Source organism: Type-E symbiont of Plautia stali (assembly GCF_059731115.1).
In genome coordinates this window covers 1433431-1455887 of sequence record NZ_AP035906.1, presented here as the reverse complement: position 1 = coordinate 1455887, position 22457 = coordinate 1433431, and the positions used below count along the sequence as shown (strand labels likewise).

At 54.2% G+C, this 22457-nt stretch carries 26 protein-coding genes; 11 read left to right on the top strand and 15 right to left on the bottom strand.

Annotated features, from left to right (window positions below):
• Positions 1-106 precede the first annotated feature (106 nt).
• Positions 107-931 (bottom strand): N-acetylmuramoyl-L-alanine amidase, encoded by an 825-nt coding sequence (locus tag AC6I8L_RS06615; RefSeq protein ID WP_058961795.1) that lies wholly within the window; start codon positions 929-931, stop codon positions 107-109.
• The gene (locus AC6I8L_RS06610) at positions 931-1251 is read right to left on the bottom strand and encodes a heavy metal-binding domain-containing protein (RefSeq protein ID WP_038647859.1); all 321 of its coding nucleotides are present in this window, start codon (positions 1249-1251) and stop codon (positions 931-933) included. Before AC6I8L_RS06610 ends, AC6I8L_RS06615 begins: the two co-directional genes overlap by 1 nt.
• A gap of 97 nt (positions 1252-1348) precedes the next feature.
• Between AC6I8L_RS06610 and AC6I8L_RS06605 the strand changes: the two genes are divergently transcribed.
• The 6 genes from AC6I8L_RS06605 (at position 1349) to artJ (AC6I8L_RS06580) (ending at position 5915) form a co-directional block, all read left to right on the top strand.
• Positions 1349-1888, top strand: coding sequence for a lipoprotein (locus tag AC6I8L_RS06605; RefSeq protein WP_058961796.1), 540 nt, complete (start codon positions 1349-1351; stop codon positions 1886-1888).
• A 239-nt stretch (positions 1889-2127) separates the two neighbouring features.
• On the top strand, positions 2128-2856 hold the full coding sequence (gene artP / locus AC6I8L_RS06600; protein ID WP_058961797.1) for an arginine ABC transporter ATP-binding protein ArtP: 729 nt from the start codon (positions 2128-2130) through the stop codon (positions 2854-2856).
• Positions 2857-2871: 15 nt separating this feature from the next.
• Entirely contained in the window at positions 2872-3603 is a 732-nt protein-coding gene (gene artJ / locus AC6I8L_RS06595; RefSeq protein ID WP_034820697.1) for an arginine ABC transporter substrate-binding protein, read from the top strand.
• 6 nt (positions 3604-3609) lie between these two features.
• The gene (artQ, locus tag AC6I8L_RS06590; RefSeq protein ID WP_479401027.1) at positions 3610-4323 is read left to right on the top strand and encodes an arginine ABC transporter permease ArtQ; all 714 of its coding nucleotides are present in this window, start codon (positions 3610-3612) and stop codon (positions 4321-4323) included.
• 3 nt (positions 4324-4326) lie between these two features.
• Positions 4327-4995: an arginine ABC transporter permease ArtM gene (gene artM / locus AC6I8L_RS06585; RefSeq protein WP_058961798.1), complete on the top strand. Its 669-nt coding sequence runs from the start codon at positions 4327-4329 to the stop codon at positions 4993-4995.
• 188 nt (positions 4996-5183) lie between these two features.
• Positions 5184-5915 carry an arginine ABC transporter substrate-binding protein gene (gene artJ, locus AC6I8L_RS06580; protein ID WP_058961799.1) on the top strand — a complete coding sequence of 244 codons (732 nt, stop codon included), beginning with the start codon at positions 5184-5186 and terminating at the stop codon, positions 5913-5915.
• A 63-nt stretch (positions 5916-5978) separates the two neighbouring features.
• On the opposite strand, the gene rlmC is transcribed toward artJ (AC6I8L_RS06580), so the two are convergent.
• The 10 genes from rlmC to AC6I8L_RS06530 form a co-directional block, all read right to left on the bottom strand.
• Positions 5979-7115, bottom strand: a complete 1137-nt coding sequence (gene rlmC, locus AC6I8L_RS06575) for a 23S rRNA (uracil(747)-C(5))-methyltransferase RlmC (RefSeq protein ID WP_058961800.1) — start codon at positions 7113-7115, stop codon at positions 5979-5981.
• Positions 7116-7163: 48 nt separating this feature from the next.
• Entirely contained in the window at positions 7164-7628 is a 465-nt protein-coding gene (locus tag AC6I8L_RS06570; protein WP_034820707.1) for a YbjO family protein, read from the bottom strand.
• Positions 7629-7701: 73 nt separating this feature from the next.
• Positions 7702-8547, bottom strand: a complete 846-nt coding sequence (gene potI, locus AC6I8L_RS06565; RefSeq protein WP_058961801.1) for a putrescine ABC transporter permease PotI — start codon at positions 8545-8547, stop codon at positions 7702-7704.
• A complete protein-coding gene (gene potH, locus AC6I8L_RS06560) occupies positions 8544-9500 on the bottom strand; it encodes a putrescine ABC transporter permease PotH (RefSeq protein WP_034820712.1) in 957 nt (318 codons plus the stop codon). The genes potI and potH overlap by 4 nt, the downstream gene beginning before the upstream one ends.
• 9 nt (positions 9501-9509) lie before the next feature.
• Positions 9510-10643: a putrescine ABC transporter ATP-binding subunit PotG gene (potG, locus tag AC6I8L_RS06555; protein ID WP_153012339.1), complete on the bottom strand. Its 1134-nt coding sequence runs from the start codon at positions 10641-10643 to the stop codon at positions 9510-9512.
• Positions 10644-10762: 119 nt separating this feature from the next.
• On the bottom strand, positions 10763-11872 hold the full coding sequence (gene potF, locus AC6I8L_RS06550; protein ID WP_058961972.1) for a spermidine/putrescine ABC transporter substrate-binding protein PotF: 1110 nt from the start codon (positions 11870-11872) through the stop codon (positions 10763-10765).
• Between the two features lie 370 nt (positions 11873-12242).
• Positions 12243-12725, bottom strand: coding sequence for a YbjN domain-containing protein (locus AC6I8L_RS06545; RefSeq protein ID WP_034820718.1), 483 nt, complete (start codon positions 12723-12725; stop codon positions 12243-12245).
• Positions 12726-12811: 86 nt separating this feature from the next.
• A complete protein-coding gene (gene rimK / locus AC6I8L_RS06540; RefSeq protein ID WP_038647884.1) occupies positions 12812-13714 on the bottom strand; it encodes a 30S ribosomal protein S6--L-glutamate ligase in 903 nt (300 codons plus the stop codon).
• 17 nt (positions 13715-13731) lie between these two features.
• On the bottom strand, positions 13732-14454 hold the full coding sequence (nfsA, locus tag AC6I8L_RS06535; protein WP_058961971.1) for an oxygen-insensitive NADPH nitroreductase: 723 nt from the start codon (positions 14452-14454) through the stop codon (positions 13732-13734).
• A gap of 12 nt (positions 14455-14466) precedes the next feature.
• Positions 14467-14718, bottom strand: a complete 252-nt coding sequence (locus AC6I8L_RS06530; RefSeq protein WP_058961970.1) for a DUF1418 family protein — start codon at positions 14716-14718, stop codon at positions 14467-14469.
• A 261-nt stretch (positions 14719-14979) separates the two neighbouring features.
• On the opposite strand from AC6I8L_RS06530, the gene AC6I8L_RS06525 reads away from it, so the two are divergent.
• Positions 14980-15243: a GrxA family glutaredoxin gene (locus tag AC6I8L_RS06525; protein WP_034820748.1), complete on the top strand. Its 264-nt coding sequence runs from the start codon at positions 14980-14982 to the stop codon at positions 15241-15243.
• Between the two features lie 33 nt (positions 15244-15276).
• Here AC6I8L_RS06525 and ybjM read toward each other — a convergent pair whose 3' ends face one another.
• The gene (ybjM, locus tag AC6I8L_RS06520; RefSeq protein ID WP_034820751.1) at positions 15277-15648 is read right to left on the bottom strand and encodes an inner membrane protein YbjM; all 372 of its coding nucleotides are present in this window, start codon (positions 15646-15648) and stop codon (positions 15277-15279) included.
• A gap of 255 nt (positions 15649-15903) precedes the next feature.
• On the opposite strand from ybjM, the gene AC6I8L_RS06515 reads away from it, so the two are divergent.
• From AC6I8L_RS06515 to ybjG, 3 genes are all read left to right on the top strand, one after another.
• On the top strand, positions 15904-17592 hold the full coding sequence (locus AC6I8L_RS06515; protein ID WP_058961969.1) for an aspartate:alanine antiporter: 1689 nt from the start codon (positions 15904-15906) through the stop codon (positions 17590-17592).
• Positions 17593-17794: 202 nt separating this feature from the next.
• Entirely contained in the window at positions 17795-18556 is a 762-nt protein-coding gene (locus tag AC6I8L_RS06510; RefSeq protein ID WP_072226607.1) for a phosphatase PAP2 family protein, read from the top strand.
• A complete protein-coding gene (gene ybjG / locus AC6I8L_RS06505; protein ID WP_058961968.1) occupies positions 18537-19142 on the top strand; it encodes an undecaprenyl-diphosphate phosphatase in 606 nt (201 codons plus the stop codon). The genes AC6I8L_RS06510 and ybjG overlap by 20 nt, the downstream gene beginning before the upstream one ends.
• 37 nt (positions 19143-19179) lie before the next feature.
• On the opposite strand, the gene AC6I8L_RS06500 is transcribed toward ybjG, so the two are convergent.
• Positions 19180-20385, bottom strand: a complete 1206-nt coding sequence (locus AC6I8L_RS06500; protein ID WP_082678150.1) for a serine hydrolase — start codon at positions 20383-20385, stop codon at positions 19180-19182.
• Positions 20386-20661: 276 nt separating this feature from the next.
• Here AC6I8L_RS06500 and AC6I8L_RS06495 point away from each other — a divergent pair, with 276 nt between their 5' ends.
• Entirely contained in the window at positions 20662-21318 is a 657-nt protein-coding gene (locus tag AC6I8L_RS06495; RefSeq protein ID WP_058961967.1) for an HAD family hydrolase, read from the top strand.
• A gap of 1 nt (position 21319) precedes the next feature.
• Here the strand turns inward: AC6I8L_RS06495 and AC6I8L_RS06490 are convergent, their stop codons facing one another.
• Positions 21320-22453 (bottom strand): PQQ-dependent sugar dehydrogenase, encoded by a 1134-nt coding sequence (locus AC6I8L_RS06490; RefSeq protein WP_058961966.1) that lies wholly within the window; start codon positions 22451-22453, stop codon positions 21320-21322.
• Positions 22454-22457: the final 4 nt, after the last annotated feature.

Genomic DNA, 22457 nt, shown 5'->3' with positions numbered 1-22457 from the left:
CCTGGCGAGCCCCCTACTTTAGCTTTACATCACCGTACCGTCCTTCGCCAGTCACGCCTGTGCTATCGCCAGCGTTTCTGCATCGGCAATGTCATACACCGTCTCTTCACTGCGCTGCGCCGTATTTCGCCAGCAGCGCCCGAGCTATCGCCAGCGTTTCCGCATCGGCGATGCCTCGATAATCTCGCGCACGGAAGTGCATCTGAAACGCCGCGATCAGCTTACGCTGCATGGGTGGGGTATTCGCTGAATTGACGTCATAACCATAGCGCTGCAGCGCATCCAACAGTTCGGCCTGATCGATGGGCGCATCAGCCGCATTCCCGTGGAGATAGCGCTGCACGGTAGCGCTATCGGGCCATGCGCCCAGCCCCTGCTCCGCCAACTGCTGCCACGGGAACAGCGGGCCAGGATCCTGCTTCCGCTGCGGCGCGATATCGCTGTGCCCCACCAGATTCTCTGGCGTAATGGCATATCGCTGCGTGATATCTTTCACCAGCGCCACCAGCACGTTGATTTGCGCTGGCGTAAACGGCTGCCACTCCACGCCAGTTAATGTCCGCGTATAACCACGATTGACAATCTCGATACCAATCGACGTGTCATTGATGCGGGTCGCACCGCGCCAGAAACTCGGCCCGGCATGCCACGCCAGCTCAGGCTCCGGCACCAGCTGCCAGATCACACCCTTACCCCGTCTCTGCGCGGGCTGCCGTGGAATGAGATAGTGTGCGCTGACTTCACGATCGGTCAGCGTGGCCAGTGAGGAAGGCAGATCTTCGGCGGTATAGTGGATCACCACCACTTTGATACGAGGCCGCGCGCCCTGTGCCGGATGCGCGGTATCGACCCAATAACCCTGTCTTGATTCCAGCGAGGAGTGGCAGGCGCTGAGCAGCAGCGCCATCATCAAAGCGACAACGACCCGCATCAGCGAATGATCACAGCCGTTCCGGTCACGCTGACCATCAGCATGCTACTGTCTTTGCCCACGGTTTCATAATCGATATCAATGCCCACGACCGCATTCGCACCCAGCGCCTTTGCTTGCTCTTCCAGCTCTTCAAATGCAATCTGCCGCGCTTTGCGCAGCTCTTTTTCATAAGCTCCGGAACGACCACCGACGATATCGCGAATCCCGGCAAAGAAGTCGCGGAAAATGTTGGCCCCGAGAATCGCTTCACCGGTAACCACACCGCAATATTCACTGATGCTGTGCCCTTCTAAGGTGGGCGTGGTGGAAAATTTCATTTTTCTCTCCTGAGGTGAACAGCTCGTACGGCGTAAAAGCAAGACTATACTCTATGCTAAAAATGACGCTTTGCCAGTGAACAATAAGGAAATCGAGATGAGAAACAATGCCTTTGCGCTGCTTGTTCCCGCTGCGTTACTGCTCAGTGCCTGTACCACCGTTGAACCGGTGATCAAGGATAACGGACCGCGCACTGCCAGCTGTGCCGACGGTGGCCCAGATAGCGTCGCGCAGCAGTTTTACGATTTGCGCATCAGCCAGCCCGGTCAGGGTCTGCCCGATAGCACCACGCTGGCAAAATATCGCCCTTACCTGAGCGATCGTCTGTATCAAAAACTGCTGAGCGCCAGCACGCAGAGCAATAAACCTGCCTCCTGGAGCCAGGGCGATCTGTTCTCCAGCCTCGCACAGGGTCCCACGTCCGCCGATGTTGCCAGCGCCTCAACCATTCCTAATCGCGATGCACGAAACATCCCACTGCGCGTCGATTTGAGCCGTGATGGCAAAAGCTGGCACGACGAGGTATTGATGATTCACGAAGGAACCTGCTGGGCGGTGGATGATATTCGTTACGTCGGTGACTGGCCGCACGCAGGCGGCGGATCGCTCAGCCAGCTGCTGGAAGAGAAGAAATAGCTGTTCAATTTTACAGCACTCAGTTCTAAACATAAGCGCGCCGCATCTTTGCGGCGTTTTTTGTTAATTTTTCATCAATAAATTGCAGCCAGCGAGCCCTTCCCGGCGTTGACCTGCGCGATATTGTGCTACGCTTTTGGGACTTCACTGCTGTTTAATAAATTTTAACCCACCACAATTGCATAACTATTCTGGTGACGTTAAGATTCGCGGCACTAATTACTATTCATTTTTTGCGCATGAGTATTCAACTAAACGCCATAAACTGTTTTTACGGTGCCCATCAGGCACTGTTCGATATCAACCTGGCTTGTCCGCAGGGAGAGACGCTGGTGTTGCTCGGGCCGAGTGGCGCGGGTAAAAGTTCGCTCCTGCGCGTCCTCAATCTGCTGGAGCAGCCGCGTTCCGGCAGCCTGCAGATTGCCGGGAATCACTTCGACTTCAGCAAAGCGCCGTCAGACAGCGCGATCCGTGAACTGCGCCAAAACGTGGGCATGGTGTTCCAGCAATACAATCTGTGGCCACACCTCAGCGTGGTGCAGAATCTGATTGAAGCGCCGTGCCGCGTGCTCGGTCTCAGCAAAGACGCCGCGCGTGCGCGCGCTGACAAACTGCTGGAGCGTCTGCGCCTGACCCCCTTTGCCGATCGTTTTCCACTGCATCTTTCCGGTGGCCAGCAACAACGTGTGGCGATTGCCCGAGCGTTGATGATGGAGCCGCAGGTGCTGTTGTTCGACGAACCCACCGCCGCCCTCGACCCTGAAATCACCGCGCAGATCGTCAGCATCATTCGTGAGCTGGCGCAAACGCAGATCACTCAGGTGATTGTGACCCACGAAGTCGAGGTGGCGCGCAAAACCGCCAGCCGCGTGGTGTACATGGAGAACGGCCATATCGTTGAGCAAGGCGATGCCAGCCACTTTACACAGCCGCAAACCGAAGCGTTTGCACATTATCTTTCGCACTAAGTCAGGATGCATCTAATGAAAAAAGTCGTACTTGCTGCACTGCTTGCCGGTCTGAGCCTGAGCGCTTCTGCTGCGCAAACCCTGCGTTTTGCCACCGAAGCTTCATATCCTCCATTTGAATTTGTGGACTCTGACAACAAAATTCAGGGCTTCGATGTCGATCTGGCCAATGCGCTGTGTAAAGAAATTGATGCGACCTGTACCTTCACCAACCAGGCATTTGACAGCCTGATCCCCAGCCTGAAGTTCCGTCGTTTTGACGCCGTGATGGCGGGTATGGATATCACCCCAGAGCGTGAAAAGCAGGTGCTGTTCTCCAAGCCTTACTACGATAATTCCGCGATCTTTATTGCCCAGAAAGGCAAGCTGGCGAATGTGGATGCGCTGAAAGGTAAACGCGTTGGCGTTCAGAACGGCACCACGCACCAGAAATATCTGTCTGATAAACACAACGACATCACCGTTGTGCCTTACGATAGCTATCAGAACGCGGTTCTGGACCTGAAAAATGGTCGTATTGATGCGGTATTTGGTGACACCGCCGTGGTGAACGAATGGCTGAAACAAAATGCTAACCTCGCACCACTGGGTGAGAAAGTGACCGATAAAGATTACTTCGGTACCGGTCTGGGTATCGCCGTCCGTCAGGGCAACACCGAGTTGCAGGGCAAATTCAACACCGCCCTGGAAAAGATCAAAGCTGACGGCACCTACAAAACCATCTACAACAAATGGTTCCAGCAGTAATTCCTGATGAATGAAATGATTCCACTCGCAAGCGCCGCCGGCATGACTGTCGGCCTTGCTTTTTGTGCACTGATCGCCGGCCTTGTGCTGGCGATGATTTTTGCTGGCTGGGAAACCGTCCGCTGGAAACCGCTGGCGTGGATCGGTACCGCGCTGGTGACGCTGATCCGTGGCCTGCCGGAAATTCTGGTGGTGCTGTTTGTCTACTTTGGTGCCTCACAGCTGCTACTGACCTTATCCGATGGCTTCCATATCAATCTGGGCTTGTTCAGCATTCCCGTGCAGGTACAGATTGAAAACTTCGACGTCAGCCCTTTCCTATGCGGCGTCATTGCCCTGGCAATGCTTTACTCGGCCTACGCCTCCCAAACGCTGCGTGGCGCGCTGAAAGCCGTGCCTGTCGGCCAATGGGAATCTGGCCAGGCGTTGGGTATGAAGAAATCGGCGATTTTTTTCCGTCTGATCATGCCACAAATGTGGCGTCATGCGCTGCCGGGTCTCGGCAATCAGTGGTTGGTGTTACTGAAAGATACTGCGCTGGTGTCGCTAATTAGCGTGAATGACATCATGCTGCAAACCAAAAGTATTGCCACGCGCACACAAGAACCCTTTACCTGGTATCTGGTGGCTGCGGCCGTCTACCTGATTATTACGCTGTTCAGTCAGGCGATACTGCGCCGTATTGAATCGCGCACCACGCGTTTTGAACGGGGAGCCTGACGCATGCTGGATTACTTACCCGAGCTCCTGAAAGGGTTGCATACCAGTCTGACCCTGACGGTGGCATCACTGATTGCCTCGCTGGTGCTGTCGCTGCTGTGTACCATCGTGCTCTCACTGAAAGTCCCGGTGCTGAATTGGCTGGTGAAAGGCTACATCACGGTGTTCACTGGCACGCCACTGCTGGTGCAAATCTTCCTGATTTATTACGGTCCCGGCCAGTTTCCCAGCATTCAGAACGTGCCGTGGTTATGGCATTTGCTATCACAGCCCTGGCTGTGCGCACTGATTGCGCTGTCGCTCAACAGTGCGGCCTATACCACTCAACTGTTCTACGGTGCAGTACGCGCCATCCCTTCGGGTCAATGGCAATCCTGCGCTGCGCTGGGGATGAACCGTAAAGACACGCTGCGTATCCTGCTGCCGTATGCGTTTAAACGCGCCCTCTCCTCTTACTCTAACGAAGTCGTTTTAGTGTTTAAGAGCACTTCACTGGCGTACACCATTACGCTGATGGAGGTGATGGGGCATGGGCAATTGCTGTATGGCCGTACTTATGACATCACGGTGTATGCCGCTGCCGGACTGATCTATCTGGTGGTCAACGGTTTACTCACGCTGATGATGCGTTTAATCGAAAAGCGCGCACTGGCATTCGAACACCGCAATTGATTGCTGTCGTGGCGCGATTTATCGCGTTTGTCTGAGATGAAGGTGTTGCGGACAAACGCGTCATATCTCGCGCTTCTACCCCCCCCAACAACACATGTAATTTTTTAATCATATTATTTGCATATAAATTCATTTACTGGCATCGTGTAACCCGTTCTATCTCTGGCATGGTTTACGGGAGTCACATAATGAAAAAATGGATTGTTGCTGCGGCGCTGGCAACACTGGCAATGAATGCTTATGCGGCGGAAAAAATTCGTTTCGCCTCTTCTGCGACCTATCCCCCGTTCGAATCTCTCGATCACGACAACCAAATTGTCGGCTTCGATATCGATCTGGCAAAAGCCTTATGTCAGCAAATGAAAGCGGAATGCACCTTTACCAATAACGCGTTTGACAGTTTGATCCCTTCGCTGAAATTCCGTCGTTATGATGCGGTCATCTCAGGCATGGACATCACGGCAGAGCGCAGCAAACAGGTCGATTTCACTCAGCCTTACTACGCCAACTCCGCGATTGTGATTGCCCAAAAGGGACAGTTCACCGACTTTAGTCAGTTGAAAGGTAAGCGTGTAGGGGTAGAAAACGGCACCACGCACCAGAAATACCTGCTGGAGAAACATCCAGAAGTGATCGCCGTGTCTTACGACAGTTATCAGAACGCGATTCTCGATCTGAAAAATGGTCGCCTGAACGGCGTATTTGGCGATAGCGCAGTGGTGAATCAGTGGCTGAAGGCCAACGACGATCTCAGTGCGGTGGGTGAACATATCACTGATACCGAATACTTTGGCACTGGCTTAGGCATTGCGGTGCGTAAAGGCAATGCAACGCTGTTGAAAGAGATGAACGACGCGCTGGTGGCGCTGAAAGCCGATGGCACCTGGCAGCAAATCAACCAGAAGTGGTTCCCGGAATAAGCATTATGGAGCCGCGCGGCGTGCCACCTGACAGGTTCTGCACGTCCTCCGTTCAGGCGGTGGCTACGCGGCTCCACCCTTCTTAATCAGCAGCGTTAGCACTTCAAAGTGTGCCATGTGTGGAAACATATCAAACAGCTGGACGCGGCTCACCGCATAATCCGCCAGACGCGCAATGTCCTGCGCCATCGTACTGGGATTGCAGCTTGAATAAAGAATGTAGTCTGGCGCCATTTCACTGAGATAAGTACACAGTTCAGCCCCAATACCGCGACGCGGCGGATTAACCAGCACCAGCTGTGGCACCTGTTCATGCGATGTCGCGAACCGGGTGGAATCCAGCGCGGCGAAACTCACCTTATCGAGTCCTAACTGTTCAGCCGACTGCTGCGCACAGGCAATAGCTTCCGCACTGATCTCAATGCCGGTCAGCTGCATCTCGGGCGTGGCACAGTGCAGACCGAAACCGCCCACGCCGCAGAACAGATCCCACATACTGGTCACCGGCAGCTCTGCTACCCAATCACGCGCCGTGGCATACAAATCAGCGGCGACCTGTGGGTTGGTCTGAAAGAAACTCTGCGGGCGAATATACAGCGGCACCTGATTGAAACGCTCTGCCAGCGCCTGGTCCGGCGTTAAAGCAATCTCTTCATGCCCTTCAAGAATCGCCATATGCACCGGCTGGATATTGGCGGAGATCACTTTCAACTGCGGCAACTGCTGCTGCAGCCACGGCAAAGCCGCGCGCAACTGCTCCAGCTTGCGGGTGGAACGGAGCACAAACCGCAGCATCATGCCACCTTGCGAACTCTCGGTGAGCAACAGGAATTTCAGTTCGCCGCGTTGACGCGCCACGTTATAGGGTGTCAATCCAGCGCGGGCGATAAAGGGTTTTAGCACATCAAACACCGGCGCAAAGCTGACGGGATAGAGTGGGCAATCACACAGATCCACCGGTTCGCCATCACGCGCCACCATGCCGAAAATCGGCCGTTCGACGCTGCCGCTCACCACCATTTTGGCTTTATTACGAAAACCCTGCAGCGGCGAGGTCACCGGCGGTAAATATTCTGCCACCGCGGTCTGCGACAGCAACTGCTCGAGCAGCGACTGCTTCTCGCTGAGCTGCTGCGGATAGGGTTTCTCCAGCCACTGGCATGAACGACAGCGACCGGCATCATAAAGCGCGCAATACATGGAAAGGCCTGTATATCAAAATCGGGAAAAAAACGGGGGCAGATTGTATCACCGGGCGCGGAAAAAAGCGCGGCTGCTGGCCGGCACAAACAGTAGCAGCAACACCAGCGCATCCGGTACTTTCTGCATCAGCGTGTGATGAATGATCTGCGCATTGGTTTCACCGGGAATACTGAAAATTTCCGGGTAGATCCAGCCGACTGATGCCATGAGCATATAACCGAGCACGATAATTTGCGCCATCACATAACCCCATCGTCCGCGATTGCTACCGCGCAACAGGGTAAAGGCACAGCGTAGTTCAAACAGAAAGATTAGCTGACTGGCGATAAAAATCAGCGTGGAATCCCATGCCTGTGCACTGCGGTGGACAAAGTTAGCCATTTCGTCGTAACCCAGTTCATTGGCCAGCATCAGCACGCTGAGACAGCGCGTGGCAATAATGGCGATCCCCGCCACCATCACCGGTGCAGGCGTAGAATTTGCCATCGCATTTTTGAGGGTTTCCGACATGGTTTGACTCCGTAACCATAAAAAAACGGGCCATTAAATCGGCCCGTTATTATATTGGCAAATGTTACGGCTTTCAGCCACGTTTAGCTTTCTGAATATCGCGTAAACGTTGCTTTTCTTCGTGCGCCATAAAGCGCCAGGCGATGAAACCGATCAGGCCGACGACAAACAAAATCAACGAGGCTAACGCATTGATCTCTGGATTGACGCCGCGTCGCACGGTAGCAAAGATCGCCATTGGCAACGTGGTAGCGCCTGGCCCGGTGACGAAGCTGGCAATCACCAGATCATCCAGTGACAGCGTAAAGGCCAGCAGCCAACCGGTGACAATTGCCGGAGCAATCATGGGGACGGTTATCACGAAGAACACTTTCAGCGGCGTCGCCCCGAGATCCATTGCCGCTTCTTCGATGGAACGATCCAGCTCGCGCAGACGGGAGTTGATCACCACCGCCACGTAAGCAGTACAGAAAGTGACGTGCGCCAGCCAGATGGTGAGCATGCCACGATCGCTCGGCCAGCCAAAGGTGTTGCCCATCGCCACAAACAGCAACAGCAGTGACAACCCGGTGATCACATCCGGCATCACCAGCGGTGCGGTGAGCATAAACGCAAAACCGCTATGCCCACGGAAACGGCCGAAACGCACGATGATCACCGCCGCCATAGTGCCCAACACCACCGCCATGGTGGCGGAGAGCGCCGCAATGGTCAGGCTGAGGCCAACGGCATCCAGCATCGCATCGTCCTGGAACAGCACTTTGTACCAGTGGAATGAGAAGCTCTCCCATACAGTGACCAGCTGCGAGCTGTTAAAGGAGTAAACCACCAGCAGCAGCATCGGCGCGTACAGGAACAGGAAGCATGCGGCCAAAATCGCCGTACGCCATGGAGAGCGAATGGTCGGTAACTGATTCATTCCTTCTCTCCTAACTCACGATTTTGATGCTTGTGGAACCAGATGATCGGCAGAATCAAAATCAACAGAATGATCACCGCTAGCGCCGAAGCCACCGGCCAGTCACGGTTATTAAAGAACTCCTGCCATAGAATACGGCCAATCATGATGCTGTCCGGCCCTCCCAGCAGTTCTGGGATCACGTACTCCCCCACCGCCGGGATAAACACCAGCATCGAACCGGCGATAATCCCCCCTTTGGTCAGCGGCACAATCACGCTAAAGAAGGTTTTCAGTGGACGCGCACCCAGATCCAGCGAGGCCTCGACCAGCGAGTAGTCGATACGGGTTAGCGCGGTATAGATGGGCAACACCATAAACGGCAGATAGCAGTAAACGATACCGATATACACCGCGGTATTGGTGTAAAGAATCACCAGCGGGTGATCGATAACCCCCAGCCACATCAGGAAGCGGTTAAGAATGCCGTTGTTGTTCAGCAAGCCCATCCACGCGTACACGCGCACCAGGAACGAGGTCCAGGAGGGCAAGATCACCAGCAACAGCAAGATGGTGCGCATTGAAGGTTTACTGTGCGCCACCGCCCACGCCAGTGGATATCCGATCAGCAGACAGATCACGGTAGAAATCGCCGCCACCTTGAGTGAAGTCAGATAGGCTTCGGCATACAGCGGATCATCCGTCAACGTGATGTAGTTACCGAGATTCAGCACCAGGTTAAGCTGATCATCGGCCCAGGTCACCAGATCGGTGTATGGCGGAATGGCGCGCGCAATGTCGGCGAAACTGATCTTCAGCACGATCAGGAACGGCAGCAGAAACAGCAGGATCAGCCACAGGTAAGGCAGTGCGATCACCAGCTTGCGGCCATGCAGCATTTTAATGCGCGTGCCCCAGCGCTGCAGCGGTGTGCCCACCACTTCCGGCTCGCTGCGTTGAGAAATCTGGCTCATTACGCCTCCTTAAACCGTCAGAACCACACAGCTGTCGGCGTCCCAGCACAGGCGAACTTCATCACCCCATGTTGGCGCACCTTTGCGGTAGCGATGTGCATTCTGCAGCTGCGCGCTGATCATCTGACCGCTGCGCAGGCGAACGTGATAAATCGACAGGTCACCGAGATAGGCAATATGCACCACTTCGCCGACGGCAAAGTTGCAGCCATCCGCCGGTACCTCTTCGCACAGCATCACTTTTTCCGGACGTAAAGCGACATGCACCGGCACGTTATCGATGATAGAGACATCGGTCTGCACTTTAAGCGGATGTACCAGGCCCGGCGCATCAATGACCACGCCCTCTTCCGTGCGCTCACGCAGCAGGCCATCAAACACGTTAACTGAACCGATAAATTCGGCACTGTAACGGCTGGTAGGATGCTCGTAGATCTCCTCCGGCTCACCAATCTGCACAAATTTGCCACGGTTCATGATCGCGATACGACCTGCCATAGTCATGGCTTCTTCCTGGTCGTGCGTCACCATCACGCAGGTCGCGCCGACGCGCTCCAGAATATCCACCACTTCATGCTGCATGCGGTCGCGCAGTTTCTTATCCAGCGCGCCCATCGGCTCATCCAGCAGTAGCAGTTTGGGGCGTTTCGCCAGGCTACGCGCCAGCGCCACGCGCTGACGCTGACCGCCGGAAAGCTGATGCGGTTTACGCTTGGCAAATTCCTGCATATGCACCAGCGTCAGCATTTCGGCCACGCGGCTGCTGATTTCGCCTTTCGGCAATTTATCCTGCTTCAGTCCAAAGGCAATGTTCTGTTCCACCGTCATGTGCGGGAACAGCGCGTAGGACTGGAACATCATATTGATCGGGCGCTGATAAGGCGGAACGTGCGACAGGTCTTGCTCATCCAGCACAATCTGCCCGCTGGTCGGTGGCTCAAAGCCCGCCAGCATGCGCAGCAAGGTCGATTTACCACAGCCGGAAGCACCCAGCAGGGCAAAAATCTCGCCTTTATAAATGGTCAGGCTGACATCATCTACGGCGTGCTGGCCGTCAAAAGATTTGGTCAGGTTGCGAATTTCCAGCAGCGGCGTTAACGCCTTAGCCGTTTTATTTGGGGGGCGGGGAATCGCGTCGTTCACTAACATTTCTCCGGCGCTAAGCGGTGTAGCGCGGCACAGCCAGCCGCTAAAATGGCACAACAGAGGCCATCACCGCACCTCTGTTGTCGTCTTCAGGTAACGAATCCGTTTAGAACGAACTACTTACCACTTTTTACTTTAGTCCATGCACGGGTGCGCGCACGATCCAGTTTCGGATCCTGGACTTTGAGCACAAACAGCTTGGCCATCGCATCCGGCGTTGGGAAGATGCCCGGATTGTTGCGCACATCCGCATTAATCAATGGCAGTGACGCCTTGTTGCCGTTGGCGTAGTTCATCTTGTTAGAGACATCCGCGATCACTTTTGGATCCATGATGTAGTTCAGCCACTGATAGGCTGCGTCGAGGTTTTTCGCGTCTTTCGGAATCGCCATCATGTCGAAGAAGGCCAGAGCGCCCTCTTTCGGCACGCTGTAACCCAGGTGCACGCCGTTGTTGGCTTTGGCTGCACGATCTTTCGCCTGCAGGATATCGCCAGACCAACCGATCGCCACACAGATGTTGCCATTCGCCAGGTCGTTAATGTACTGAGACGAGTGGAAGTAGCGGATATTAGGACGCAGCTTCAGCAGCAGATCGGTCGCTGCGCCGGTGTAATCTTTGGCGTCTGAACTGTTCGGATCTTTGCCGAGGTAGTTCAGCACGGTGGCGAAAATCTCTTCTGGTGCATCAAGGAAGGAAACACCACAGCTTTTCAGTTTTTCCAGGTTTTCTGGTTTCAGCACCAGATCCCAGCTGTTGACTGGCGCATCAGTACCCAGCGCGGCTTTTACCTTATCGATGTTATAGCCGATACCGGTGGTACCCCACAGATACGGAATCGCATATTTGTTACCCGGATCGTGCTGCGCGACTTTCGCCATCAAATCAGGATCGAGGTTTTTATAGTTTGGCAGTTTGCTCTTATCCAGCTCCTGGAAAACGCCGGACTGTAACTGGCGAGCAAGGAAGCTGGAAGATGGCACCACAACGTCGTAGCCGGTAGAACCCGCCATCAGCTTACCTTCCAACACTTCGTTGGAATCGAATACGTCGTAGACCACTTTGATACCGGTCTGCTTTTCAAAATTCGGCACGGTGTCGGCCGAAATATAATCGGACCAGTTATAGACGTGCAGCGTTTTATCCTCTGCCTGAGCACTAACGGCCGTCGCCATCAGTACACCTGCAACCACACCTGGCAACCATTTTTTACGTTGGTTGATCATGTTTTACTTCCTCCTGAGGGGGTCATCACAACGCTGCATACACGCGATCCGGACGATGCGTTTTCTGTTTAATCACAGACACACAATGAATCAATATTCAGCGGGAGTTTAATAGCAAAAACCTATACCTGTGCTGAGGTTGCATGTCTCAAGCAGCCCCGCAAGAATAGCCCCCCTGATTCAGGCGTGCCAGATCCCAGCGTAAAAAACGCCTTTTTGCGATAAGTGATGCATGTTTCTGCTATGGGCTTTGGCACTAGTGGCATAAAGCACGACTAATATCTGGCAATAAAGGGCAAAATGCAGAATAAAAAGTGGTGCAGCTAAAATGAAAACTGCCGCAAAAAGCGGCAGTTAGCGAGGCGGGAAGTTAGTGCAGCATGGCGTGACTGCTGGAACTGGGCTGTCGTTCCTCTTCTTCTTCGCCCACCATCAAAAGATTGTTGGCAAAAGCTTCCATGATCACCATGGAAACGCCCTCTTCACTTTGCTTCATAAAGTGCGAGAATTGGCCGAAGGTTAAGCCGGCAGTGGTACTGATCGACTGGCAGACAATCAGCTTGGGCAGATTGTCATCCTGAATATCGATAAAGGCTTTCACCGTAAGCGAACTGGCATTGATCTGCGATAAATCGCCGACCAAAGGAATCAGCGCTGTGGGTTTCACTTCCGCGAGAGCCGAGAAGAGGATGACGTTGTCCACCAGGTCGATTTTTGCATCAAACACCCCGTCAAAATTCTGCATGTGCGGCAGGTGCAGTGCCTGACAGGCATCGCATTCGAACCAGGTGATATTTTGTTGATCCAGCCAGCGACGCAGGATGTCGATGTCAGGAACGACCAGTGAATCCATCGTTATGTCCTGTGGGGTGAAGAAATAAGCGCCTTAGCTTACGGAAAAAGTCTATCTGATGCCACGAAAACCACGTAAAAGCGCGCCTAGCCCCCGGTTTTAAGACGATAGCCGGGGCAAGCATGCGCTTCTACCCAATGAATCATCATGGAAGCGATGTCGAGGCCGGTGGTGCCTTCGATGCCCTCAAGCCCTGGCGAGGCATTGACCTCCATCACCAGTGGGCCGCGATTGGCGCGTAAAATATCCACACCTGCGATTTCCAGCCCGAGCGTGGATGCGGCTTTCACGGCGATTTCCCGCTCTTTTTCGGTGATGGTCACCGCGTGCGCTTTACCGCCACGATGAAGATTTGAGCGGAAATCCCCCTCTTTCGCTTCACGCTCAATCGACGCCACCACTTCATTGCCGATCACCAGGCAGCGAATATCTCGCCCCTGTGCCTCTTTGATAAACTCTTGCACCAGAATGTGGGCGTTAAGGCCACGAAAGGCATCAATCACGCTCTCAGCCGCCTGGCGCGTTTCCGCCAGCACCACGCCAATCCCCTGCGTGCCCTCTACCAGTTTCACCACCAGCGGCGCACCACCGACCATGGCGATCACATCCTGGGTATCATCAGGCGAAGAGGCGAACCCGGTGATTGGCATATCAATGCCTTCGCGCGCCAGCAGCTGCAGCGATCGCAGTTTGTCACGCGCCCGGGTGATGGCCACCGATTCATTCAGCGGATAGCTGCCCAACATCTCGAACTGGCGCAGCACCGCCGTGCCGTAAAAGGTGGTCGCCGTGCCAATACGCGGGATAACGGCATCAAAGTGGCCCAGCGGTTCGCCACGATAATGCACCGCGGGCGAATCGGAGTTGATGTTCATGTAGCAGGAGAGCGGATCGATCATCTGCACCTGATGGCCACGCTCTTCCGCGGCGTCGCGCAGGCGTTTACACGAGTACAGCGTTCCATCACGCGTGAGAATGGCCATCTTCATTGCAGAATTCCTTGTGCTTAGCGCGTTGCCCAGCCCTGTTGATGCAGATAATCCAGCATAAACGGACGCGTTTCTTTGATGATCAGGCGTTGAATCAGTTCGCTCCAGGTTTCAGAGCGCTGGTTACTGTCGCGCTGCTGATAATAAGCGGTGATTTGGTTATCGTACTGGGCCAGCACACTTTTATCGACAGGCTGATAACGATTTTCATGCACCAACATTGCCGCTGGCATACGCGGTTTCACATCGGGTGCAGAGGCTGGATGGCCGATGCAGAAGCCAAACAGTGGCAGCACAAATTTCGGCAGTTCCAGCAAATCGGTGACTTGCGCAATGCTATTACGGATGCCACCAATAAACACACCACCCAGCCCCAGCGACTCCGCCGCGACCATCGCGTTTTGTGCCATCAATGCGGTATCCACACAGCCCAACAACAGCTGTTCGGCGCGTCCTAGATGCGCATCCGGGCAAATCTGCTGATGACGATTAAAGTCGGCACAAAACACCCAAAACTCAGCGGCGGCGCTCACCCATGGCTGCCCGCCGGTAAGTTGCACCAGCTGTTCACGCTTTTCGTGGTCGGTAATGCGAATAATCGAGGAGCATTGTAAAAAACTGGAGGTCGAGGCCGCTTGTGCTGCAGCGATGATCGCGCTGCGCTGAGCATCATCAATGCCCTGCTCGGTAAAGGCGCGAATGGAACGGTGGCTGCACAGTAAATCGATGGTCGGCGTCATAATCCTCTCCGGTTACTTCTTTTTGTGGTTGTGATTGAACAACTGCGGCGCCATCGCCCGCGCCGTGCGCCACATCATCAGCCAGGCGGCAGGCAGCATCAGCGCAATGCCAAGGAAAAACAGCAGCGTCGCCAGTGACTTCTGCGCCATAAAATCGGGTGCCGCGATCCAGCCATTAACCAGTAATAGCGCGCCAATCACTGCGAGCACGCCAAGGACTTCCAACAGCAGAACCGGTTTCGGCAACGTGGCCAGATTACGCATGGGCGATTTCCTCAGTTGCTCAATTTGTTAGTCGCATTTTAGACCCGAATATTTCGCTCTGCAGCAAGGCACAGCTCTTCCCAGCGACTTAGCTGGAGTAAAACGTGTCTGCGCAGTGAAGTATGATGGGCATAGATTGCGGCCATTAGAGTAACAGGCATTTTCTTCTTTGCTTAAGCAGGATGGGCGGGCATGATGTTAGCCATTATTCACGCTGTTCTGTGAAACTGGTCACAAAACAGCAGCGGAAGGAGAGAAGCAATGATTGCAGTGATTTTTGGCCGTTCAAGCTGCCCATACTGCGTACGTGCGAAAGAGTTAGCCACCAAGCTGACCAGCGAGCGCGATGATTTCAACTATCAGTACGTCGATATTCAGGCGACCGGCATCACCAAGGCCGACCTGGAAGCACGTGCCGGCAAACCGGTGACCACCGTGCCGCAGATTTTCCTTGATGACCAGCACATCGGTGGTTATACCGAATTTGCGGCATGGACCAAAGAAAATCTGGGTGTTGAAGCCTAAGCAAACGGGCCTGTGGGCCCGTTTTTGATCGTGCTATTCGGCACGCATCGCCAGCATAATCCTCATCAGGCGGATCAGTAACGCCCCGCATCCAGCCCAAAACAGCGCACTTAAACTCCATGCAACAATCAGCAGCCAACTGTGCATCTGCGTGACGGTGAGCCACATCCAGGCCATACCCAAAAGCGTGCCCACCACGGCGACCCACAATGTACTGACCAGGGGACTATCTGGCTGCAACAGCGCCATTAACATGCCCGGCAATAAAAACAGCAATAATTCAGGCTGTCCGCGCATCGCTTGTTCCGCGGCAACGGCCCAAAAATGGTGTGCAAAAATAAACACCAGCGTATAAAGCATCATACCCAGAACCGATGCTGGCCAGCGATTATTGCGCTGCAACATAACCATCCTCAACTTTGTTGTTAACAATATTGAAACGTTTACTGCCCTGATGCGCACAAGTGGAAATAAAAAGAAACAGCCGCTGGCAGAAGGATTAAAAACTGCTGATAGCTGAGGAAGTTATTTATGATTAGAATGACGCCGTTTTAAATAATGGTCTGCACCTTCCTGGCGGCAAGGACATTCACAGCTGCCACAAGATAGCGAAAAAAGGCCCTTTCATCAACTTGTTACAGGTAAAGAAGAAGTTAAACCGTGAACATTAACGTCGCAGAATTGTTAAGCGGAAATGACGTTCTGTTATTATTTGTCGTCTTAGCCCTGGGGCTGTGCTTAGGCAAATTACGTCTCGGCTCGGTACAGCTAGGAAATTCCATTGGTGTCCTCGTTGTTTCATTGATTTTAGGTCAGCAGCACTTTGCGATAAATACCGATGCACTCAGTCTCGGCTTTATGTTGTTTATTTTTTGTGTCGGTGTTGAAGCCGGACCTAACTTTTTCTCGATCTTTTTCCGCGACGGTAAAAACTACTTCCTTCTTGCCTTTGTTATGGTGGTCAGCGCCCTGCTCGTTGCGTTGGGACTCGGCAAAGTGTTCGGCTGGGATATTGGTCTCACGGCAGGCATGCTGGCCGGTTCCATGACCTCCACGCCGGTACTGGTTGGCGCGGGTGACACGCTGCGACAAAGCATCAGTGACAACCATCAGCTCAGCATGATGCAGGATAACCTCAGCCTCGGTTACGCCCTCACCTATTTGATTGGTCTGGTCAGCCTGATCTTTGGCGCTCGCTATCTGCCTCGTCTGCAACATCAGGACTTACCCACCTGCGCGCAGCAGATTGCACGGGAACGTGGTCTGGATGCTGACAGCCAGCGCAAAGTATTCCTGCCTGTGATCCGCGCCTATCGCGTTGGCCCGGAACTGGTGGAATGGAGCGGCGGTAAAAATCTGCGCGAGCTGGGCATTCATCGCCAGACCGGCTGCTACATTGAACGCCTGCGCCGTAACGGTATTCTCGCCAGCCCGGATGGGGATGCGATGCTGCAACTCGGCGATGAGATCTCGCTGGTGGGCTATCCCGACGCGCATGCACGCCTCGATGCCAGCTTCCGTAACGGCAAAGAGGTGTTCGACCGCGATTTGCTCGACATGCGCATCGTCACCGAAGAGATTGTAGTGAAGAACCACAATGCGGTGAATAAACGCCTGAGCCATCTGAAACTCACCGATCATGGTTGTTTCCTTAACCGGGTGATTCGTAGTCAGATTGAGATGCCGATTGATGACAGCATCATGCTGAACAAAGGCGATGTATTGCAGGTGAGCGGTGAAGCGCGCCGTGTGAAAAGCCTGGCGGATCGCATCGGCTTTATTGCGATTCACAGTCAGATGACCGATCTGCTGGCCTTCTGCGCCTTCTTTATCATCGGGTTGATGATCGGCATGATCACCTTCCAGTTCAGCAACTTCAGCTTTGGCATCGGTAACGCCGCCGGTTTGCTGTTCGCGGGTATCATGCTCGGCTTCCTGCGCGCCAACCATCCGACCTTTGGCTACATTCCGCAAGGGGCGCTGACCATGGTGAAAGAGTTCGGTCTGATGGTGTTTATGGCAGGTGTCGGCCTGAGCGCCGGTAGTGGCCTGCAACATGGCCTTGGCAGCGCGGGCGCCTTGATGTTGCTCAGCGGTCTGCTGGTGAGTCTGATCCCGGTGGTGATTTGCTATCTGTTTGGTGCCTACGTGCTGCGTATGAACCGCGCGCTGCTGTTTGGTGCCATCATGGGCGCTCGCACCTGTGCCCCGGCCATGGAGATTATCAGCGATACCGCACGCAGTAGCATTCCGGCACTCGGCTATGCAGGAACTTATGCGATTGCTAACGTTTTGCTGACGCTCGCCGGCACGCTTATTGTGATAATTTGGCCGCTTTTGCCTTTTTAAAAATATTTTTACTGCGTTCAGAACTTTCTATTTGGGGCGCAGTCTGAATAAGTGCCACTGCTTTTCTTTGAAATCCCCAAATTGTGGAGCCCGCCGGTCACTGACTTGCGGGTTTTTTTATGCCTGCAATTCCTGCTGCTTAAGGTTCTCCTAAGCGTAAATTGCGACCCTGCCACTCTGGTTTCGCTATTTTCCCATATTCATGCAACTTTCATCAAAGTTAAACACTCCAACAACCCACGATAAGATTAAGAGCCCGACTATTTATTGTTTGTCTGGTCGCTTTTACGCTATCAACTTTATTTTACTGGCAATTTCAGCACTGGTGTTTATGTGGTGGTCGCGCCACGAAAGCCTGGATATCGCGATCAGCCAGCAGTGGTTTGACCCACAGACGCAGACGTTTCCATGGCAACACAACCGCTGGCTGGATCTGATCAATCATCGCTTGTTCAAGGATGTGATCATCGCTGGAGCGGTATTGATGTTGTTACGAGGTGTGCAGAAGCGTGATGGCCGCCGCGTGTTGGTGGCCCTGCTGTTTGGTATGGGGCCATTAGTGGTGGGCATCCTGAAGGCGCACAGCGCGCACTCCTGTCCATGGGATTTGGCGATGTTTGACGGTAAGGCAGCCAGTTTTGTACTGCTGGACCCGACTCCGGCTAACAGCGGTCCCGGGCAATGCTTCCCCGGCGGTCACGCTTCCAGCGGCTTTGCCCTGATGGCGCTGTTCTTCCTGTGGTGGCCCGAGCGTCCGCGCCGCGCCGTACTGGCGCTGTTGTTCGGTATCGCGGTGGGCTTACTGATGGGATACGGACAGGTGATGCGCGGTGCCCACTTTTTCTCTCACAACTTGTGGGCTGGCTGGTGGGTGTGGCTGAGCCAGGTGCTGATTTTTGCTGGTGTTTCTTTTTGGGTAGACAAGATGAGGAAAAGCAAACGTGATGGAAGCGCTCAACCATAGCCTGTTTCTATGGATCAACGCCACGACGGATTCACCGCCATGGTTGATTAATCTGGCGACCTTTATCGCCAAAGATGTGATTGCCATTGTCCCGCTGCTGATTGTGGCCTTATGGTTTTGGGGACCGCGCGATCAGGTGCAATCTCAACGCGCGCTGGTACTGAAAACCGGCATGGCGCTGATTTATGCATTAAGCATTTCATGGTGCGTGGGCCAACTGTTGCCGCATCCGCGCCCGTTTGCCATTGGCTTCGGACATCAATTCCTGGCACACGCCGCCGATGACTCTTATCCCAGCGATCATGGCACCACCATCTTTACTTTTGCGCTGGCGTTCATCTTCTGGCATCGCCTATGGTCTGGCGTCATTCTGCTGGCCGTTGGCAGTGCGATCGCCTGGTCACGCGTCTATCTTGGCGTGCATTGGCCGATGGATATGCTGGGCGGATTTTTGGTGGGCTTGCTGGCGTGTCTGGCTTCGCATATGGCGTGGCAGTTGTATGGCGAACGCATGCTGGCCTTCACCCACCAACTGTATCGCGCCCTGTTCGCTATGCCGATCAAAAAAGGGTGGGTACGCGGATAAGGTAAAGGGCGGCTCACTCGGGCCGCCCGATAGGGGACTAGCTAAACCACTTCCCAAACCAGCCGTTGAATTTCATCATAATGAAGTCCCAGATACGGCCAATAAATCCGCCCTCCGGCACCGCTTCCATCACCACCAGCGGGCGCTGATCCACGGTTTTGCCATCCAGCTGGAAATCAATAGTCCCCACCACCTGATTCTTCTCCAGTGGCGCTTCCAGCTGCGGTGAATTCAGGGTGAAACTCGCCTTGAGGTTTTTCATCTGCCCTTTCGGCACGGTGATCGCGGCGTCTTTCGCGACACCGAGATTGACCTGACTCTGCTCACCAAACCACACGCGCTGCTGGGCAAAAGGCTTATCGCTTTTAATCGGTGTCACGGTTTCGTAGAAACGGAAACCCCACGTGAGGAGCTTCTCACTTTCACGGAAGCGAATCGCATCGGTTTGCGTGCCCAGTACCACCGAGATCAAACGCATGTCTCCGTCCACGGCGGACGCGACCAGGTTATTACCCGCGCCCGAAGTGTGTCCGGTTTTAATCCCATCCACCTTCAGGTTACTGCTCCACAACAGGCGGTTACGATTCATCTGCTTGATGTGATTAAAGGTGAACTCTTTCTCACTGTTTAACGCATACTCTTCAGGTACATCGCTGATCAAACGCTGGCCGATAATCGCCATATCGCGCGCGGTACTGTATTGCCCATCGGCATCCAGCCCGTGCACGGTCATAAAGTGGGTATTCTGTAATCCAAACGCCTTAACGTAGTTGTTCATCAGACCGATAAACGAGTCCTGGCTACCGGCGACATAATCGGCCAGCGCGATACAGGCATCATTGCCTGACTGAATCACCACGCCCTTGTTGAGTTCAGAGACCGGAATACGGTCACCCGGTTTCAGGAACATCAGTGAAGAACCGCGCAGCTTCGGGTTGCCGGTTGCCCATGCATCCTGGCCGATAGTGACCAGGTCATCGTTGTGGATCTTGCCGGCTTTTAGCGCCTGGCCGACCACGTAGCTGGTCATCATTTTGGTCAGGCTGGCGGGGTCCAACCGCTGGTCGGCATTGGACTCAGCCAATACCTTGCCGCTGTTGTAGTCCATCAAAATCCAGGCTTTGGCCTCAATTTGCGGTGCAGCAGGCGCCTGTTCAGCCTGAGTGGTGACGGGAAGGAACAGCACAAATAATGAAGTGGCAGCCAGCGGCCGCAAGGCAGAAATGACGGAGTTTTTTCTCATGAGCGTGACCAGATTGTCCTTGTTAAATCATGGTTTTCTAGCAGGTAAGACATGTCTTAATAAAAGCTACACGCTTACCACCTGCGAACAAAACCGTTCAACCGTAAAGTTTTATAGAGTTTATTAGAGTAACCCTGGCATCAACCCCGACGCGCTGCCACTTTTACTGTTACGCCGTAGTGGAAAAAGTGAGAGAAATTCCGATTTTTCGCAGAACGGTTAAGCCAGTCACAAAATTCCGCTAACCTGATGCCAATCAGCCCGAGGAGAACCACGATGGACTTAGCCGTTTTCGATCTGGACGAAACCCTGATTTGTGAAGACAGTACCAGCCTGTGGCTGCGCTGGCTGGTCTCACAGGGATTTGCCCCCGAAGCACTCATCTCTCAGGAACAAGCCTTAATGGAGAAATACCATGCCGGCACCCTGTCGATTGAAGAGTATATGAGCACCACGCTTTCCCCGCTCGCCGGTATGGCGACCCTGACGGTTGAGGGTTGGGTACGGCGTTTCATCCATCGCGATATTCTGCCACGCGTCTTCCCCGCCGCGCGGGAACGCATAAACTGGCATCAGCAACGCGGCGACACCGTGATGATCATTACCGCCAGTGGCGATCATCTGGCGGTGCCGATTGCGCAACGTCTGGGTGTACACGGCGCGTTGGCGATTGGCGTAGAAGTGGTTGACGAGCGTTACAGCGGCCAGATTTATGGCACCGCCACCTATCGTGAAGGGAAAGTCACCCGTCTGAGTGACTGGAAGGCTTTGCAACAGGATAAGCGCTTTGAAAAAACCTGGGCTTACAGCGACTCCATGAACGATTTACCCTTGCTCAACCACGCTGATCACGCCTGGGTCATTAACCCGGATGCGCTGCTGCAGCAGGAAGCGCAGCAGCGGGGATGGGAAGTATGCAGCTGGGTGCGTTAAGTTAACCACGCGAGGCGCTGGCGGGTTCCGCCAGCCCGACTTTTAGCAGCTTACCGTTGGCTTCATCGGTGAGCACATACAGATAACCATCCGGCCCCTGACGCACATCGCGAATACGTTCACCGCGATCCTCCAGCAGTCGCTGCTCTTCGACCACTTTCTCACCGTTCACCCGCAGGCGAATCAGGCTTTTTTCCTTTAATGCGCCGATAAACAGCGAGTTTTTCCACTGCGGGAAACGTGCACTGTTGTAAAACGCCATCCCGCTGATGGCTGGTGACACTTTCCACCAGAACTGCGGTTGTTCCGTGCCCGCCACGTGCGTGCCCTGCGCTTCCGGCACTTTCTGTCCGCTGTAATCAATGCCGTAGGTGGCCAATGGCCAGCCGTAGTTTTTGCCTTTCTGCGGGATATTCACTTCATCACCGCCGCGCGGGCCGTGTTCACTCTCCCACATTTGCTGTGTCCACGGATTGAAAGCTAATCCCTGTGGATTGCGCATGCCGTAAGACCAGATTTCTGCCCGCGCGTCTTTGCGCTGGACAAAAGGATTGTCTGCCGGGATTTCACCGTTCTGGGTCAGGCGCACGATTTTTCCTGAAAGCTTGTCGAGCTGTTGGGCGCTGAGGCTGGAAAAGTTGTCGCCAAAGGCAATGTAGAGATAGCCCTGACCATCAAATGCCAGCCGGGTTCCCATGTTGGCGCCGCTGGAGAGTTTGGGTGTCTGCTCCAGCACCACCTTGAAGTCGCTCAATTGACGGTTATCGTCGCTGAGCCGACCATAGCCGACCACACCGCCCGCTCGCCCCTCGTCATCTGCCGTGGTGTAACTGAGCCACACGCGGCGGCTTTGGCCGAAATCCGGTGCCAGCACCACATCCAGCAAGCCGCCCTGACGATTTGCCCACACTTTGGGTACACCGCTAATGGGTTGCGACAAGCCTTTTCCCGGCTGCCAACTGCGGAGTTGCCCGGAGCGTTCGGTTATTAACAACGTTTGATTGTCAGGCAGAAAAGCCACTGACCACGGATGATCAAGTTTGTCCTGTAGTACCTGAACCTGAACATCAGCAGCCAGAGTCGAATGGGCATAACTCAATGCGCCAAGCAACAGCGCGACAGGCAGTAAACGCATGGGA